The organism is Nocardia sp. NPDC051570 (genome assembly GCF_044454005.1).
Taxonomy (GTDB): domain Bacteria; phylum Actinomycetota; class Actinomycetes; order Mycobacteriales; family Mycobacteriaceae; genus Nocardia.
In genome coordinates, this window is the sequence record NZ_JBITDI010000005.1 from 579,660 (window position 1) to 596,853 (window position 17,194).

The following is a 17,194-nucleotide window of genomic DNA, read 5'->3' on the forward strand; positions in this document are numbered from 1 at the left end:
CTTCGTGATCAGAGTTAGCCTTGTAGTTGCCGGGCGCTGCCGGATAGGGTCGTCGCGTGCCCGCACTGAGTCCGCAGGATGCGACCACATACTGGTTGTCCCGCCGCACGGGCAATGATCAGTTCCTGCTCTACGGCTTCGATGAGACCGGCCGATCGACTCGGGATCTGCGTGCGCTGCTGGCTCACCGCGCCGCGCGGATTCCCGATCTGGGACTGCGGGTGCGCGAGCGTCGATTCGCCTATCCCGTCTGGGCGCCCGGCGCCGTCGACGACGAGCAGATCGTGGAACATGAGCTGCCGGATTCGCACTGGTCGAATGTGGTTGCGGCACTGGGCGACGTGGTCGACGAGCGGCTGCGTGCCGAGGAACGGGCCTGGCGGCTGCATCTGTATCGCGCCGTCCGCGATGCGCCGGCGGGTGACGGTCCCGCCGTCATCGCGGTGCTGCAACTGTCGCATGCGCTGGCCGACGGCCGGCGCGCCACGGCCATCACGCGGTCCCTGTTCGCCGCCGAACTCCCTCCGGACGATGCTGCCCGGTCGACCGCATTCCCCACCGGCACGCATACCTTGAAAGACGCTGCCGCAGAGCTTGTTTCGTTCTTCGGGATGCCTATCGCCCTCGGCCGCACAATGATCCGCGGTCTCGCCGCCGATCGAGCGCGACGGGAACTCGCGGCCGCACCGCTCGCGGAGAGGTTGCGCCGCCCGCTCCCGAAACGCCGCCGACACTGCTCAATCACGGGCCCGAGCCGCGATCGCATGCGGTTCGGATGCTGGTCCGTGGTGATCTGCGGATACCGGGTCGCACGGTGACCGTGGTGGTGCTCACCGCGATCGGCGCCGCGCTCGCGCGCTATCTCGAGTCCCGTGGCGAGCCGAGAAACGATCTCGCGGCACAGGTTCCGATGGCCCAGCCGGGGCCGGAAGGCAAGGTACGCAACAACTATCGCGACGCGGCGGTCGAACTGCATACCGGTGAACCGGATCACCGCCGCCGCGCCGACCGCATCGCCGCGACCCTTGCCGCCCGCCGCGACCGCGCGCGACATCCGCTGCTGGCGGCGCAGGATCGGGTCGGTCTCGTCATTCCGGCTCCGGTGCTGCGCCGCGACGTATCGACCTTTCGCCTGGACCACGTCCCCTCGGCCCTCACCGTGCATACGGTCGTCTCCAGCGTCGACCGCGGGCCCGCCGATCTCACCCTCGCGGACGGCCGGGTCCGCTTCGCCGCCGGATTCCCCGCACTCGGCGCGGTCATGCATCTGACCCACGGCGTGCACGGCCTCGGTGAGGTGATCACGGTCTCGATACACGCCGATCCGGCCGTGCTGCCCGATCTCGATCGGTACGCCGCCCTGCTCGACGCCGCGCTCACCGAGGTCGTGGCGGTGCTGCGCGACTAGCTCGGCCGCGCCGCGGGGCCGGAGGATAGGATCCCCCGATGCCAGTACCGAAGGCCGAACTGCATCTGCACATCGAAGGCACCCTGGAGCCGGAGCTGGCGTTCGCGCTGGCCGAGCGGAACGGCGCGGAACTGCCGTTCGCCTCGGTGGAGGAGCTGCGGCATGCGTATCGGTTCGAGGATCTGCAGTCCTTCCTGGACCTGTACTACCGCCTGACCGATGTACTGCGCACCGAAGCGGACTTCAGCGATCTGGCCGAGGCATATCTGCGCCGGGCTCGGGACGAGGGGGTCCGGCATGCGGAGATCTTCTTCGATCCCCAGGCGCACACCTCGCGCGGCGTGCCGTTCGCGACCGTGATCGACGGGCTGTGGAAGGCTCTGCACGACAGCGCGGAACGCTATGGCATCACCACCTCGCTCATCCTGTGCTTCCTGCGCGATCTGCCCGCCGAGGCCGCGCTCGAGACCCTCACTGCGGCCGAACCCTATCTCGACCGGATCGTCGCGGTCGGACTCGATTCCGCCGAGGTCGGCCATCCCCCGGCGAAGTTCGAGGCGGTCTACCGGCGTGCCCGCGAACTGGGCCTGCGCGCGGTCGCCCACGCCGGGGAGGAGGGCCCGCCCGCCTACATCGCCGAGGCGCTGGACGTGCTGAGCGTCGAGCGCATCGATCACGGCATCCGCGTGCTGGAGGATCCGGCGCTGGTCGAACGCCTTGTGCGCGAACGCATTCCGCTCACCGTCTGCCCGTTCTCCAATGTCCGTCTGCGCGTGGTCGATCGGTTGACCGACCATCCCCTGCTGCGCATGCTCGACCTCGGCCTGCTCGCCACGGTCAACTCCGACGATCCGGCCTACTTCGGCGGCTATGTCGAGGAGAATCTCGAGGGCATCCGAAAGGCGTTGGGGCTCACCGCGGATCAGCTGCGCACCCTGGCCCGTAACTCCTTCGAGGCCGCCTTCCTCGACGCCCCCACCCGCGACCGCTACCTCGCCGAGGTCGAGGCCTATCCGTTCTGATGCTCAGTTCCGGAGTCGTCCGAGGTAGGGGACGACCCGGCCGACCCGGCTCGCTGGGCTCGTCGGCTCATCGCGTCATCCCTCGAAGACCGTGCGTGCCATACGTTGAGCACCACCATAGGCTCTCACCGCCCCTTGTTCACTGCCCATATCGTTGCCCTCGGCGCTCGTCGGTGCCGGATGCGCGCTCCATCTGGTCGATGAGCAGGGTCAGCAGGTCGCGCTGGTGTGGCTGCAGACGTGCCGCGCGCAAAGCGATCTGCCGGACACCCAGATCGGCGAGGGTTCGCGCCAGGGCGATCTCGGCATCGGTCTGCTCGGCGGTGATCGGATCGACGAAGTATCCCGGCTTCACGCCGAAGAACTCCGCGAGCGCCGTCAGGACGTCCTGCGACGGTCTGGTCTTACTGCCGGTGCGCAGCGCCGAGAGATAGGTGCCGCTGATCCGGAGGGCGGGCTGCTTCTGTTTGATCGCGGCGGCGACCTCGTCGTTGGTGTAGCGGCGGCCGTGCCGGCCGTCGGGGCGGATGTCGTCGAACAACCGCTGCAACCGGTCTTTCAGCGCCGGCGGATGCGCACTGTCGGACATACCCCTGCCTCACCTCGAGGTCGACCATCAGTGAACACCGTATGCCGCGGGTTCGTCCGACGGTCGAGCACCACTTCCGTGCAGCATATACCTGCCCCGCTCGGCCGGCAGCCCTAGCGAACCGGGGGGATCGCCTGTGCCGCAGCCTTTTCTGACAGCTCGAGCTGATCGAATTCGCGCTCGATGACCTGTGCGACCCGATGGCATCCCGCGGCGCGCAGCGCGGTGATACGAGTGGATACGGCGTCGGGCCCATAGGCGGCCACGACGTCGCGCAGGCTGTATCGGTGGGCGGTGGCCGGAATCGTGCTGGCGGCCATGATGTCTCCCTTCGGCTACGTCTCGACGGGATTGTTATCGGATACGACGATCACGGTGGCGTCCCGCAGCGGCAGGGGCACCTCGCCGCCGTCGAAATGGGCGAGGCTCGGCACGATCACGGCGGCGACGCCGAGGGAGTTCACGATGGCGCGTAATCGAAGGGCCGGTTTGTCGGTATGTGCGCCGAAGGCAATGGTTTTGCGGAGGTCGTATCCCAATCATTTTGCCAGGCTGCGGATTTGGATTTCCTCCCACTGCTGACGCGAGCCGGCTACATCGCGTCGCAGATATCCGATAGCGCCGGTCTTCGCCATCTCACCCACCCCCAGGGTGTTGCCGCTTCCGCGGTCGATAGGTACTGGCCTCCCCTCGATGCCAGTACATGCCGATACGTGGAACGCATACCTTCGTATATAACGATCACTCTGGCATCTACGTGGGTACATGTCATCAGGCGACGACCACATCGCGTTCGGTGACACCGCCGTTCGGGCACCAGACCGATATCCGCCGCGGTCCCGCCGGAACATTGTCGAGGAAGAGGTTGCCCGAGGCCGGTACTGCCAGGCTGACGGTTTGCGGCGTGCCGAAGTAGGGGTCCACCCGGCAGAATTCGGGGCGATCGTCGCTGTTCGGCTGGACGGTCACCACGATCCAATGCTTACCGGTGGCGACATCCACGCTGGGCGGTTCGGCTGCGGTGGCGATCGCCGACATGATCACGGGCGCCGCCACGAGCGCGCTCGCACAGGTCACTATTCTCGAGGCCTTCATGGCTTTCACAATGCTGGCTGACTACCCGCCCTGCCCACACGCCACTTTCCTCGGCTTGCCACCGCCTCGGCCGATGCGATAACGGACGGGAAATCCGCAGTGGCACTTCACTTCTTGCGTGCGACACCCGCATAACAGGAGACGCTGGCATCGTAGGAGTCCGGGACCTCGGTGATACCGTCGGGCCGCCACCGATGTGGCGGAACGATCCCGGGATCGACCAGATCCAGACCCTGGAACAGGGTCGCGAACTCCTCGCGCGTGCGGTCCTGCGCGGTGATGCCGCGCGCGCGGTAGATCTCCCGGACGGTCGCGATCTGCGCAGGGTCGAAGTCGGCGGTCGCCGCGCATATGACCAGATAGGAGCCGGGCGCGAGCGCGTCGAGAAACGTATGCACGATCTCCTCCGCGCCGGTCTCGATGAAATGCAGCAGCGCGATCAGGCTCAGGCCCACCGGCTCGCTCAGATCGAGGATCTCGGTGAGCTCCGGTGAGGCCAGGATCGACTCCGGATCGGTGGCGTCGGCCTCCAGATAGGCGGTGGCGCCCTCGGGAGTGGTCGTCATCAGGGCGCGCGCATGCGCGAGCACGATCGGGTCGTGATCGACATAGACCACCCGGCTCTCCGGTGTGATCTCCTGGGCGATCTGATGCAGATTCGGCTCGGTAGGGATCCCGGTCCCGATATCGAGGAACTGCCGGATCCCCGCGTCCGCCAGAAATCGCGTGCTCCGGCGCATGAAAGCCCGGTTGACCGTGGCCGCGACCTTGATCGTCGGCCAGACCTTCAGCACCTCCTCCGCGGCCAGGCGATCGGCGGCGTAGTTATCCTTGCCGCCCAGGAAGTAGTCGTACATCCGGGCCGAATGCGGCTGCGTCTGCGCGGATTCCACACCCACTACATCCGCCTCCCTGTCTCGGACCGTGCCTCATCGAACCCCACAGGTGTCCAGGCTAACCATCACCACCGCCGCGCACACCGAAATGCGGATCGTCAGTCCCAGGAGTAGAAGTGCATCCGGCGGGTGATCGTGGCGACGAGGGCGCCGTCCGGGCCGCGGAGCTCGGCGACGCCCTCGTCGCGCTCATCGTGACCGGCGAAGAACGGCGCGTCATCGGGGAGGACGTCGACGGGATGCTGATGCCATTGCGCGACACCGTCGCAGATGACATCCGAGGTGATGGTCGAGCCGGTGGCGGTCGGTCGACCGGTCTGGACCGCGGTGAGGCGCACGGTCAGTGTCCAGTGCCGCTGTCCGCTCGGGCACCGCACATCGACATAGGCGTGCGCCGTGCCTCCGGAGACGTAGCTGTCGTCGTGCAGCCAGAGCACGCCGGCGGGGTCCGCTGGAGACGGAGCCGCCGCGAGGAGTCCGACGATCAGTAGGGCAGTCATAGGAGCCATCGCTCCATGGCACCACGAAAAGCGTTGCGCCACGGGCTATTACGGCACGGAGCTCCCGTGAACCCCGAATGAGGTCCGCCTCAGGAACCGGCTGTCCCGCTTGGGGATTCGGCGAGGACGAGTGCGGTCCAGCTGGCGGCCTGGTGTGAGGCGATGTTGTAGATCTGTCCGGTCGTGAGTTCGATGGCGTAGACCGAGCGTTCGGGGGCGCCGCCGTTGTAAGTGCCGAACCATGCGACCGTCCCGAAATGCGGCATGGTGCACTGGGGAGCGTTGCTGAACGCGTCGATCGGGAACTGGACCTGGCCGACGGTGGCCGTGGTCAGCGCCGCCAGGGTGCCGCCGGCCGCGGTGGCCGTCGCGGCCGCCTGAACCTGGGTTACGCAGGCGGTGACGACGAAGAAGCGCCCGTTGGCGCTGGGGACTGTGGGCATGCGATGCTCCGATCGGTGGCCGTCAGGCGGGCGGAGTGGGCGGCGCGAAGCCGGTGATGTTGAGTTTCTGGCCGATGGCCGCCACGGCGTCGACGAGGGACAGGCCGCCGAGTTCGGCCCAGCCGGTGCCTTGCAGGCCGCGCATCTGGATCCATTCGTCGCGAATGCGTCCATTGGAGTCGGCGGGCATCGGGACCTGGGTCGGCCCGGTCGGGGGCGCGAAGCCGGAGATGCCGAGGGCCTTGCCGACGGTCGCAACGCCGTCCACCAGGGTGCGGCCGGACAGTTGGGGCCAGCCGTTGCCGCCGGGGCCCATGTACTGAATCCACATGTCGCCCACGGGATCAGGCGAGACGGTCCCGACGCCGGTGGCGTTGGCGAAGTCCTGCGGCGAATACCCGTCGGCGGAGTTCATATCGCAGTTGCCGAACGGCGAGGCGCCCTCGGGCAGGCCGGCGCCATAGCCACTGCCATCGGTGTACTGATGGGCGATCTGGCCGGGCAGGTTGGGGTTGCTGCCATAACCCGCGCCGATCATCTGGAGTCCGTCCGGGCGGGTAGGCCACATGCTGGAGAAGTCGGATTGGTTGGCATAGCCGATGACTCGTGCGGTCGAGCCGAGCCAGTTGACCAGGTTCCAGTAGACGTTGTTGATGCCGTCGGACTGATCGCCGCTGGGATTGCCGCCGGACTCCACGTCGATCATGGAGATCATCTTCGGGTGCGGCCCGCCCGCCTGTCCGACCATCGCCTTGTGGGTGTTGACGGTGTCGAGCCAGTTCGGCCGCCAGTAGAGATAGACGATGAAGCAGGCGATGCGCCCGGAATCCGCGGCGCTGGCAGCCCAGGCGTAGTTCTGGGCGAAGTTGCGGTCCTGGTAGGTGCCGTCGTTGGATCGTAGCGAGAAGAGTTGGTACGGGTACGAATTGTCCACCGGTACCTGGAATTCGGACACATCCGCGAAAAGCGAATCGACCATTACTGCCCTCCGCTGAAGCTCTTCCGGATGCGGAACTGAACCGAATCCGGATGGTGCGCCTCGATTTTCATGTATCCACCGCCGTCATGGGCGGTTTACGCGCAACTGTAACCTCGTCGTAATGTCCAGCGCTACTGGGGTTTCCACATCATTGGCCGGTGGCACCCGCCACCACCGCGCGGATCTTCAGCTGTGAGGTGATCGATTGTGCGAGACCACAGGCAGTTCCGGTGCGTTCGAGGTAGACCGATGCGGTGTTGTCCGGCGGATAGATTCGCAGCCCCGGCACCGACACGGGTGCACACTGCTCGTTCGGAAAGTTGTGCACATTGACCGCGAGCACCAGCGCCGACGCCTGCCCACCGGGTACCAGCTGCACCGGCCCGCCCGAGGCGCCGTCGCGCGCCGCGGGCGCCCCCACGGGCGCGCTGTCGGGACCGTTGGCGTAGGAGACACCCGGGAATCCTTGGATGATGCACGGACCGGATCCGTTGTTGGTGAAGATGATCGGAATCCCTACCGTCCCGGCAGCGGCGCTCTCCTGACCGATATTCGCCGACAGATCCGCTGTATGGCATTGCGGCACAACGTTTTCCTCAGGCCGCAGGACCGAGGGTGAACCGCTGGGCGGCGTCACCGCCGTTCCCGGGATCGAACCGCCTCCGCCCGTCGGACCGACCGAAGCCGGTGCGCCCGAACCCTGCCCGCCGCCCGCCGACGGCGTCGCCGACTTCTCCGACCCGCAACCGGCAACGGCCGCCGCCACACAGACGGTGACCAGCAACCACTCGAACGACCGTCTCCGCACACCACCACCGTACCGCTCCGAAGACGTGTCTCCAGTGCGGTGTGGAAGATGTTGCCTGAGTTGATATGTCGACGGCCTGCTGTCGTGCCTTCACGCAAGCGGATTCCACAGCCGAGTCGTGATCACGTCCACGTTTTCGCTATGGATGGAGTACTTGGGGGCGCCGATCAGTGGTTATCCGGTATACGAACCGAACAAGCAAGAATGAGTAAGCAAGAATATCGCGAAGACCTGCAAGACCGGCGGTACGCACGCGTATACAGGAGAAACCGTGTCCACTATCACCGAAGGCGGCAAGACCTACCGCATCGACTCAGAAGGGGTTCCTCTGCTTCACAACAGTTTTCGTATCATCAGGTCACTGACGTATTTCTGGATGAGGGCCGGCGTCAGATGCGGGATGTCGTGGTCGGGGCCGATCTGGGCCGCCTGTACGGCGGCCTGAAACCTCTTGGCCGGCAATGTGGAACCGCGAATCGGTGCCTCGGGCTGCTGGTACGCCTGCAGCAACGGCAGGGCCGAGTGCTGACGCTGCGGCTCCGGCAGGTCGCGTAGCGCGGTTTCGAAGCGCGACAACCACTCGGCGTAGTCATCGATGTGTTCGATCGGCTGGCCCGCCTCGATCAGCCAGTCGACGAACTCGTCCTGGGAGATTCCGTCGTCGTGCGGGTTCATCACGTCGAAGGTTTCGAATTCGGGCGTCACCTGGGCGCCGAGCGTGGTGATGGCCTCCGCGGTGAAGTCGACCGGCAGACCGTCGTAGTGAGCGCGCTGCCGATCCCCGGTACTGTCGAGCTGATAGAACGACTTCGGGGCCAGACCGGTCGCGAGCACGCTCAGCATCAGTCGCGTGAAGATATCCGGCACATTCAGCTGCCCGGCGTAATAGCTGTGGGCCAGAATCATATCCGACCGGAATACCGAAACCGGCAGCCCGCACAGATCGTGCGCCTCCCGCAGCAACACCTCACCGGCCCACTTGCTGTTGCCGTAGCCGTTGGCATAGCCGTCGTCGATCGAACGCACCGCGCTCATCTCACGGATATCACCATCCTCGGTGAACGTCCCCGAGATCTGCGAGGCCACGGCCACCGAGGACAGGTAGGTGACCGGTTTGATCCGCGATGTCAGAGCCAGTCGAATGATCTCCGCCGTCCCGACCACGTTCGGGCCGAAGAGTTGGTTGTAGGGCAGCACGTGATTCACCAGCGCCGCCGGATGCACGATCAGGTCGACGCTGTCGGCCAGTCGACGCCAAACCTGTTCCTCCAGGCCGAGACCCGGGTCACCGATATCCCCGGCAAGTACCTCCAGGGTGCCCTCGGCCAATTTCCGGTAGTGCCGCAGCAGTTCTTGATCTCCGCTGTCGAAGGCGTCGTCGAGGCGTTTGCGGGCCGCGGTCGCATCGCTGCCGCGCACGAGGCAGATCACCGTACAACCCACGTCGTGCAGCCGCTGCAGCCATTCCAGGCAGAGGAACCGGCCCAGATAACCGTTCGCGCCGGTCAGCAACACCGTCCGGGGCGGCTGCGGAGCTCGCCGCAAATCCGGTGCGGCAGCGAGTGTTTCGGCAGCGACGAACTTGTCCAAGGTGAGATCGGCAGCACGAATCCGCGTGCCGGTGCCGTGCACCGAAGTCGCCGTGGGTTGCGAAACACCGGACTGTTGTTCCTGTTTGATGTAGTCCACCAACTGCTGCAGGTTATTGGCCGGACTGACGATGACACCGACCGGCACCTCGACACCGAGGACCTCTTGCAGCAGATTCGACAGCGACAGCGCCGACAGCGAATCGCCGCCCAGGTCGGTGAAATGCGCATCCGGATTGATATCCGTTGTTGCGCAACCAGAGAGGGCGTGCACGGCCCGGGCCATCAACAGTTCGAGCGATATGTCACGCCCCTCGCGGCGAAGAGTACTCAGCTCCTCCTGCTGTCCCTGCTCCAGTTCCGTGTACAGCTGTTCGAGACGTTCGCCGTAGCGTTGCTTCAGCCTGAGCCGCAACAACTTTCCGATCCCCGACAGCAGGCCGTTCTCGGTGCTGAACGGTTCGGTCTCGATCAGGAAATCACGGGGGATCTCGTAGGAATTCAGCTCGACATGTTTGGCGACTTCGAGCAACGACTCGTTGATCGCCCCTTTCAGCTCGGTGACATCCGGGTATGCGGCAAGGGCGGAATCCGTCGGCACGATCACGGCCAGCAGATAGGCCCGCTCGCTGTTGCCGTAGACGTAGATCTGCCGGATCAGTGGGCTGCTGGTGAAGAGGGCCTCCAGCTTCGACGCTGCCACGAACTCGCCCTGGGACAGCTTCAGGACATTGTTGCGGCGGTCCACGTACACCAGCCGGTCGGGCCCGATCTCGGCCATGATGTCGCCGCTGTGGTAGAAGCCGTCGGCGTCGAAGACCTCGGTGTTCAGCTCGGGCCGTTTGTAGTAGCCGGGGAACATGGTCTCGGATTTGATCAGCAGCTCACCGCGCGGATAGGGCTTGTCGGTGTGGAGGTAACCCAGTTCCGGCACGTCGACCAGCTTGTAGTCGATTACCGGCGGGCGCTGAATCTCGTCTTCCACCAGAATGCCGCCGGATTCGGTGGCGCCGTAGCCGATGACCACCTCGGTGTGGAGCACCGACTCCATGAACGTTTTCATCTCGGCCGACAGCGGTGCACTACCCACCGTGACAACGAGGATGCGTCCGCCCAGCATCTCCTCGCGCAGTTCGGTCTTCACCTGCTGCTCGATCGCCTCCCGGTCACCGCCCTCGGCCGTCCGGCGGTCCACCGCGCTCTGGAAGCGCTGGAACACCATGTCGCACACCCGCGGCACGAGGAACAGCGTCGTCGGGCGCACCAGCGAGATGTCCTCGAACAAGGTGGACATATCGCTGCGCGCCGCGAAATATGCTGTGCCGCCAGCGGATAAGCACGAGAAGAGCGACCCCCGTCCGGCTATGTGGCTCATCGGCAGATAACTCACGCCGATGGTCGGCAAAGGCGTGTTGATGGCACGGAGCCAGAAACTCGTCACCATCCGCTGCGGGTACATCGCCCCCTTGGGTGTTCCGGTGCTGCCGGAGGTGTAGATGAGCAGCGCCAGCTCGTCTCGGTCGCAGTCGGTGTGCATCGGCGCGGCGGGCAGTTCCTGTCCGCGGGCGATCAGTGCGTCGACGGCCTCGAGCCGCATCGGCGCATCGCTCAGCCTGCGGCGAGCGGCCTCGACGGCGGTGCGGTGATCGTCGTCCTCGGCGCGGTAGCCGAAGACCACCAGCGACCGCACCGAATCGCCGACCAGTAACAGATCAACCGCCCGGTCGAGCTGCTCGATATCCGTGGCCAGTACCCGCGGCTCGGTCTCGGCGACGATCGGCGTCAGCTGGGCCTCCGATGCACCGGCCTGCAAGGGCACCGATACCAGGCCGAGATAGTTGCAGGTCAGATCCACCGTGGTGTAGTCGATGCTGGTGAAGCCGAGAATCGCGACGAAATCGCCTGTCCGCGTGGGATGTTGGGGATCGTGGTGCCACGCCGAGGCCAGCGCGCGCACCCGCCGCCACAGCTCGCCGTAGGTGACGGTGTCGAACCGGCGCAGTACTCGTGCCCGCCGCCGACCGCTCTCGTCGGTGACGTATTCGACGGCACGTTCGCCGAGTGCCGGCCGATCGGCATAGCCCGCCAGCACCGTCGCCACGATCTGCGCGATCGGCATGTCCTCCCGGGCGATGGCCGTACTGATCGCCTCGATCGGCTCGGCCTTGCGCACCTGTTCATCGCGGGCGATCAGATCAGCGACCCTCTGTCCGAGCTCCGCGGGCCGTTCCTCGTCCATCCACGACCTCCTGCTTCGATGCATGCGGGCGGGCGGATATCCAGCGATCTTGATACGGCTTCGATCGATCAGGCCATGATGAAGATACTCCGCAGCACCGGAGACCTCGGGATACGGCTACTTTTCAGCTACAGTCAGGAGATTGCCGTTGGATCGTGCATTGCAAGTGTCGACGCCCATCAATAGAGGAGGTTGTCTTGACCGCTGTCGCTCCCGATGCCGTGACCCGGTTCCGGACCGCATTCCTGGCTCGGGACCTGGATGCGATGACGGCCCTGCTGGCGCCGGATTGTGATCTGTATCCGGCGACCGGCGACAAGCCATACCGAGGGCATGCCGCTGGACGGGCGATCTTCCGCGCGCTGATGGACGTCTTCGAAGATGCCCGCTATCTGGGTGAATTGGCCGGGGCGGTCTGGGATGCCGGGCCTGCCGACGCGCGCGTCCTGCTGTTCCGTGGACGTGTCGACAACGTCTCGGCGCAAAGTATCGCCCTGTTTCAGGTCGACGATTCCGATCGCATCGCGGTGGTGACCTCCATGGTCCGGCCGATGTCGGCCCTCACCGTATTCAGTGAGCGGATGCGTGCCAGTCTCGCGGCCGAAATCGTCAGCTGAGCGCGAATACGCTTGGTCGCGAACGGTTTACGATAAGGCGGTCGGCTTCCGTTCGCCGAGGACACGACCGCGCGGTCGATATGCCGTCGACCAATTGCAGGTGACAGCGAAAAGGTAGCAACACAGCTTTGCCTTATGGGTGACACCTATAGGCCGCATGGGCAAAATTGCGGCCAAGACCGTGTCCCAGGTCCGGAAGGAGTGGTAGCGGAGATGACGGAATCGACGAGCGACCTCCAACAGTCGGTCGCGGCTCTGGACGACGCCCCCTTCGGCCGGGCCTGCGCGCCGACCGAGCTGCCCTCGGACAATCCGGCCATCGGTCGCTACCGCGGCGTCATCGATGCGATCTGGACCATCGGCAAGAAGCTGCACGGCGGCACTATGGTCGCCACCAGCGCCGCGGCCGCCACCCGCTGTCTGCGCACCACCCATCCGGAATCGGCGGAGATGTTCCCGATAGCGGCCAGCACCGATTTCCTCGGGGCGCCCGACCCCGGCGAGGTCGACTACGAGGTGCGCATCCGCAAGACCGGCCGGCAGATCTGCCTGGTCGACGTGGACCTCTTGCAGGGCGGGCGCACCCTGGTGCACACCGCCTTCACCTTCAGCCAACTCGATGACGCACCGCCGGTCTACGCCCCCGAGAGTTATACCGATATGCCCGCCGAACCGACCGCCGACGCCGTCGCCTACGGGCCCGATTCGCCGATGCGCATCGCCCACATCAGTGAGGGCGCCTCGGTGGCCCTCGATCCGATCTGGGCCCGCTTCCTCGACAGCAAACAGGGCGAGCCCCGGCTGCGGCTGTGGATCCGCCCGCGTCCCGCCGATGAGCGGAACCCGGACGTGGCCGCCTATTTCGCGATGATGGCCGGCGATATGAGCCCGCCGGTACCGATGAATCTGGGTCGTTTCGGCTGGTCGCCAACCGTCCAGCTCACCACCTATCTGCGCCGCCGCCCGGCACCCGGCTGGCTGCGTGTCATCGCGACAACGCACGAGATCGGCGAGCGGATGTTCGACCAGGATCAGCTCGTCCTCGACGCCACCGGTGCGGTGATCGCGCAGACGCGTCAGCTCGCTCTCATTCCACTGCCGCGTTGACAGCACCACAGCTGCCCGCACCGCACACCGATAGCCGTAGTGCCGCAACCTCACTCGCGTGTTTCGGTGCTGGTATCGACGCAGTGCTGGAAAGCGAACGGCCTGGCTGGATATCCAGCCAGGCCGTTCACTGAAACGCTAGTCCGCTACTTCTGCTCGCCCGTCTGGACGTTGAACTGCGGGTTTTCCCACGGCGGAGTACCTGTCTCGAACTGCGCCGCGGTGGCCCTGCGGGCGTCCTGTTCCTTCCGGAAACAGTCGAGGCCTTCCGGTGACAGCTTGGACTCGAAGTCGGCAAGCTCGGCCGGGTGCGTGGTGACCGGCGAATCCTGTCGGTTGCAGCCGTTCAGCGGCTTGCCCTGGAACCGGTCGTTGAGCCAGTTCATCGCCGGAATGATCGCTTCCCCGTAGAGCAGGACGGTTTCGGCGGCGATGTTGCGCCGGTAGTCGACGCGGGCGTCGCTGCTGGTGCAGTAGCCGTTCACCAGGTCGTCGATCGGCCTGATCGGCGAAACCCAGTCGTACACCGCGGAGTTCATGAACACCGGCATGTCCGGCGTGGCCTTGCCCATCCGCAACTCGTCCAGCAGCTGAGCCACAGGGGGCTCGAGCGTGAAGTCGGGGCTGTCGAAGATGCCCTTGATGTTCATGAAGGGGAATATCCCGGTGGAGTTCACCATGCACGTGCTCCAGTTGTAATTCCGCCAGACCTTGCCGACATCGTTCGCATGCTGGTCGAAGTACTGCCCGAATTCCGGGTAGGCCTTGGAGATCCCGACCAAACCGGTGAAGATGAGCGCGGAAGTCATCTGGTTGTTGGCGTAGTCGACAAGCGCCTTGATATCCGCCGGTGTGCCGTTGTGTGCCGCACCGACGATATTGAGCTCCGGTGCGTAGGACCGTCGCAACTCCGCCGCGTGCCCGGTCGGGATCGCACCGCCGGAGTCACCGACCATGCCGACCTGGGTGGTCCGGCCCAGACCCATCGCCGGGAAGTTCTCCGCGGCGCGGATGCCATCCAGAGTGACCCGGGCGCCGGTCGGGCCGTCGGCGAACCCCTCGTTCGGGCCTTGGTGATCAGGGATCGATATCGCCCAGCCGCTGGCCAGCGACTCGAGGATCGGGATCTGAGAGATGTGATTCGTGCCGGACTGGCCGCCCCAGCCGGGGAAGAACGACCCCATCTGAATGGTGTACGACGGCTTGCACTGCGGTGCGGTCGAGTTCTCGTCGACCTGATACGACACCAGATTTCGCGGCCTGCCACCGTTGTCGCCCTTGGGCTTGATCACGGTGGTCACCGCCGGAATCGGATTGCCATGACCATCGGTCGAGCGGTAGGACAGCTGCCAGGCGTCCATGTCGTACGGCACGATCGCGAAGTACGCGGGCACGATTTCCCGGGCCTCGATCAGATCACCGGGATTCTTGTCCACGAACGCCTGGGCCGGTGGGTGATAGAACGGATCGTCCTGCGGGAACCCGGGAAGCTGATACCACGGCAGCCTCGGGCGAACGCCGATGGGCTGATAGTTGTCCGAAACCTCCTGGTCCCAATATCCGATGGGCGAATTCGGATTGCGCGGTAGCGATGCACAGGGGCACGGGGCCGCACTGGCAATGGCGGCAAGCGCTACCTGGCAGACGGCCGCGACAGTGACTGCAAACCCATATCGATAACGCCTGGGCCGGGACGTGAACATGTTCGTACCATCCTTCTCCGAGGGACATGCGTATGTTTCATCGTGGACAGCGCTGAACACGCAGTATGCACAGGCGGCGATGAGGGTTCTGCTCGCTTGCCGCATCATGGCTATAGCGCAGCAACTGCGTTGCAGGAACCTTAACAGAAACTGATAGCGCCTAATGCCCAGTAGGTTCGCCCGACGTCTGTATGTCGCGTGAACGTTGCGAATGCATCGGGTCGAGAGCGTATAACTTTGACGCGAACCACATTTGCGGATGGAAGTTGACCCTGTCTGTGGCAACTCGACCGTCAATCTCGGGGATTCATCGAAATTGGTGGGCTGATCCGGCCGGACACGTGTTCTCCACGATCGTCGCTGATCTGCGACCGCGCACTCCGTACCGGATGCTCGGGCACACAACGGAACCCACTGATCCGAACCTGACCGGTTGCGCCCGGAATATCTGGTGGCCAGATGATCGAGCGTGGTGCGTCGACACCGATCGGACTCTGATCGGGACACGATCCCCGGCGCTATTCGCCCGGCTGACAGCCGATCCCGCCGTTGAGATCGCGGTCCAGCAACACGGACCGTGCGACCTCGGCGGCCTGACCGGTCGGGAAAGGCCTGGTCAGGACGGACGCAGGACAATCACGCCGGGCGTCGTCGCCACGTACTGCGACAAGGGTGTGTCGACGACCTGGTAGGCGGCGAGCGAGGTGGCGTTGCGGAATACCGGACCGTTCGGTGTTCGCACGAAAATGCCGACGTGAGTGACGTCGAGGCCTGGCTCGTCGGCGTACGCGCCGATGAAGTCGCCGGTGTGCAGCTGCGAAACAACCGCGTCGTTCACCGCGCCCGCGGGAATGTAGGTGATGTCGCGGTCGACCACCGGAATCCCCGGAAGATAGTTGCTTCCATCGACTTTCGCATTGAGATGCTTGCTTACCGTGATCGCCGCCGACGTCAGGGAGCCGGTGATATCGGTGGCCGCGATGCGCGGCGTGTTCGCCCAGTCGGTGAAGAAGTGCTTGCGGTGCCAGAAGTCGATCTGCCCACCCGCATACCGAGTTTCGACAAGTTTGTTCATGAAATCGGCGCGGTCGGCCGACCTGCTGAGCGCCTCCACATAGTCGAGGAATGTGAAGCAGTCCACGCGCCGCAGGTCGACGACCAGCTGTTCGGGCTGGGTGGGCGAGCCGACGAGCATGTCCGGGCCGTACGGGGTTCCGAGGAATCGCGCCGAGAGCTGGTCGATCGCATCGCCCCTGGGCGTGCCGGCGCGAAGCCCGTTGCGCACCGCCAGTAATTCGTCGAGCTTGTGCGAGGTGGTGTCGTCGAGATTCGCGGTCGGCGTGGCGCCAGCGGTGGGCGACCACAGCCCCGAACCGCAGATCAAGGCCAGGACAACGAACAGAACACGGACGGTGATGCGCAAGTCGCCTCCCCGATGCCGAGCGATATGTCTGTTGCCAGTTGACCTGCCGCACTGCCACATACCCGACGTATAGCAGACCAGGGTTGCGATTGATACTGCCGCACCGCGCCTGCGTATGTCACCTGTGTGGCAAATTCCCAGGTCCGACGGCACGTGCCTGCGGGTGATGATCCCGATGCCCCCGCTGCCTCGGTCGCGCACGTAAGTGACGATTCCAAGACCGTCGACACCACCGTCACTCAGTTCGAAACCGTCGACGGCCGCACCCGACCTACGGCTGCCCGACCGCCCGGGCCCCGAGCAGAAGCGAAATGACTTGTGCCTTGTGGCGCAAGATATTTCGTCCTGGCTAAAGTCTCCGACATGCCGGGGGATTCATGTCCCAGTTACTGGCCGTAAGAAAATCGCAGGTTCGCGAAGAGCAGTTCATTCATCCGCCGCCTGAGGTGCCCTGTCTTGCTCTGATCGGGCGCTTCGTCCGGGGTCAGCAAGGTGAACCGGAGTAACGTCTCTCCGTTGGGAGCGACTGTCAACTCGAAGTGCACCTGGTCATTTGGCCTTGTGGGCCACAGCGATGACCACACGACCGTTCCGGGTTTCACAGCCTGCAGGACTTCGGTCTCGATTTCGTCCGGTAGCAAGGTAAGCCAGGGCCGACCCGTCGGGCGATGGGGCTGGGTGAGCGACTCCCATACGACGTGCGGAGGTGCTGGCAACTTGCGTGCCCTCGAACCGATCTCGATCACGGCAGCATCGTATGGGCGATGTCGTCGGCG

The 17,194-nt window shown here is 65.1% G+C and carries 17 protein-coding genes and 1 pseudogene; 5 read left to right on the forward strand and 13 right to left on the reverse strand.

Annotated features, from left to right (window positions below; all coding sequences use genetic code 11):
* Nucleotides 1-56 precede the first annotated feature (56 nt).
* The 3 genes from ACIA76_RS16040 to ACIA76_RS16050 are packed head-to-tail and all read left to right on the forward strand — an operon-like array spanning nucleotide 57 to nucleotide 2,430.
* Entirely contained in the window at nucleotides 57-818 is a 762-nt protein-coding gene (locus ACIA76_RS16040) for a hypothetical protein (RefSeq protein WP_397152533.1), read from the forward strand.
* Nucleotides 776-1,408 carry a hypothetical protein gene (locus ACIA76_RS16045; RefSeq protein WP_397152534.1) on the forward strand — a complete coding sequence of 211 codons (633 nt, stop codon included), beginning with the start codon at nucleotides 776-778 and terminating at the stop codon, nucleotides 1,406-1,408. Before ACIA76_RS16040 ends, ACIA76_RS16045 begins: the two co-directional genes overlap by 43 nt.
* Nucleotides 1,409-1,446: 38 nt before the next feature.
* The gene (locus ACIA76_RS16050) at nucleotides 1,447-2,430 is read left to right on the forward strand and encodes an adenosine deaminase (RefSeq protein ID WP_397152535.1); all 984 of its coding nucleotides are present in this window, start codon (nucleotides 1,447-1,449) and stop codon (nucleotides 2,428-2,430) included.
* A 139-nt stretch (nucleotides 2,431-2,569) separates the two neighbouring features.
* Here ACIA76_RS16050 and ACIA76_RS16055 read toward each other — a convergent pair whose 3' ends face one another.
* The 10 genes and pseudogenes from ACIA76_RS16055 to car form a co-directional block, all read right to left on the reverse strand.
* On the reverse strand, nucleotides 2,570-3,019 hold the full coding sequence (locus ACIA76_RS16055; protein WP_397152536.1) for a helix-turn-helix domain-containing protein: 450 nt from the start codon (nucleotides 3,017-3,019) through the stop codon (nucleotides 2,570-2,572).
* A 113-nt stretch (nucleotides 3,020-3,132) separates the two neighbouring features.
* Nucleotides 3,133-3,339 carry a hypothetical protein gene (locus ACIA76_RS16060; protein ID WP_397152537.1) on the reverse strand — a complete coding sequence of 69 codons (207 nt, stop codon included), beginning with the start codon at nucleotides 3,337-3,339 and terminating at the stop codon, nucleotides 3,133-3,135.
* 15 nt (nucleotides 3,340-3,354) lie between these two features.
* Entirely contained in the window at nucleotides 3,355-3,558 is a 204-nt protein-coding gene (locus tag ACIA76_RS16065) for a hypothetical protein (RefSeq protein WP_397152538.1), read from the reverse strand.
* Between the two features lie 232 nt (nucleotides 3,559-3,790).
* Nucleotides 3,791-4,114 (reverse strand): hypothetical protein, encoded by a 324-nt coding sequence (locus ACIA76_RS16070; protein WP_397152539.1) that lies wholly within the window; start codon nucleotides 4,112-4,114, stop codon nucleotides 3,791-3,793.
* Between the two features lie 107 nt (nucleotides 4,115-4,221).
* Entirely contained in the window at nucleotides 4,222-5,013 is a 792-nt protein-coding gene (locus tag ACIA76_RS16075; RefSeq protein ID WP_397152540.1) for an SAM-dependent methyltransferase, read from the reverse strand.
* Nucleotides 5,014-5,108: 95 nt separating this feature from the next.
* Nucleotides 5,109-5,510 (reverse strand): hypothetical protein, encoded by a 402-nt coding sequence (locus ACIA76_RS16080; RefSeq protein ID WP_397152541.1) that lies wholly within the window; start codon nucleotides 5,508-5,510, stop codon nucleotides 5,109-5,111.
* An 89-nt stretch (nucleotides 5,511-5,599) separates the two neighbouring features.
* Nucleotides 5,600-5,953, reverse strand: coding sequence for a hypothetical protein (locus tag ACIA76_RS16085; protein ID WP_397152542.1), 354 nt, complete (start codon nucleotides 5,951-5,953; stop codon nucleotides 5,600-5,602).
* A gap of 247 nt (nucleotides 5,954-6,200) precedes the next feature.
* Nucleotides 6,201-6,932, reverse strand: a pseudogene (locus ACIA76_RS16090) (hypothetical protein); the annotation flags it as partial.
* A 148-nt stretch (nucleotides 6,933-7,080) separates the two neighbouring features.
* The gene (locus tag ACIA76_RS16095; RefSeq protein WP_397152543.1) at nucleotides 7,081-7,740 is read right to left on the reverse strand and encodes a DUF4232 domain-containing protein; all 660 of its coding nucleotides are present in this window, start codon (nucleotides 7,738-7,740) and stop codon (nucleotides 7,081-7,083) included.
* A gap of 333 nt (nucleotides 7,741-8,073) precedes the next feature.
* A complete protein-coding gene (gene car / locus ACIA76_RS16100; RefSeq protein ID WP_397152544.1) occupies nucleotides 8,074-11,568 on the reverse strand; it encodes a carboxylic acid reductase in 3,495 nt (1,164 codons plus the stop codon).
* Nucleotides 11,569-11,765: 197 nt separating this feature from the next.
* On the opposite strand from car, the gene ACIA76_RS16105 reads away from it, so the two are divergent.
* Nucleotides 11,766-12,185, forward strand: a complete 420-nt coding sequence (locus ACIA76_RS16105; protein WP_397152545.1) for a nuclear transport factor 2 family protein — start codon at nucleotides 11,766-11,768, stop codon at nucleotides 12,183-12,185.
* Nucleotides 12,186-12,398: 213 nt separating this feature from the next.
* Complete coding sequence (locus tag ACIA76_RS16110) at nucleotides 12,399-13,292, forward strand: thioesterase family protein (protein ID WP_397152546.1); 894 nt, start codon at nucleotides 12,399-12,401, stop codon at nucleotides 13,290-13,292.
* 146 nt (nucleotides 13,293-13,438) lie between these two features.
* Here the strand turns inward: ACIA76_RS16110 and ACIA76_RS16115 are convergent, their stop codons facing one another.
* From ACIA76_RS16115 to ACIA76_RS16125, 3 genes are all read right to left on the reverse strand, one after another.
* Entirely contained in the window at nucleotides 13,439-15,292 is a 1,854-nt protein-coding gene (locus ACIA76_RS16115; protein ID WP_397152547.1) for a lipase family protein, read from the reverse strand.
* 319 nt (nucleotides 15,293-15,611) lie between these two features.
* Complete coding sequence (locus tag ACIA76_RS16120) at nucleotides 15,612-16,418, reverse strand: DUF1460 domain-containing protein (RefSeq protein WP_397152548.1); 807 nt, start codon at nucleotides 16,416-16,418, stop codon at nucleotides 15,612-15,614.
* 386 nt (nucleotides 16,419-16,804) lie between these two features.
* The gene (locus ACIA76_RS16125) at nucleotides 16,805-17,164 is read right to left on the reverse strand and encodes a hypothetical protein (protein ID WP_397152549.1); all 360 of its coding nucleotides are present in this window, start codon (nucleotides 17,162-17,164) and stop codon (nucleotides 16,805-16,807) included.
* Nucleotides 17,165-17,194: the final 30 nt, after the last annotated feature.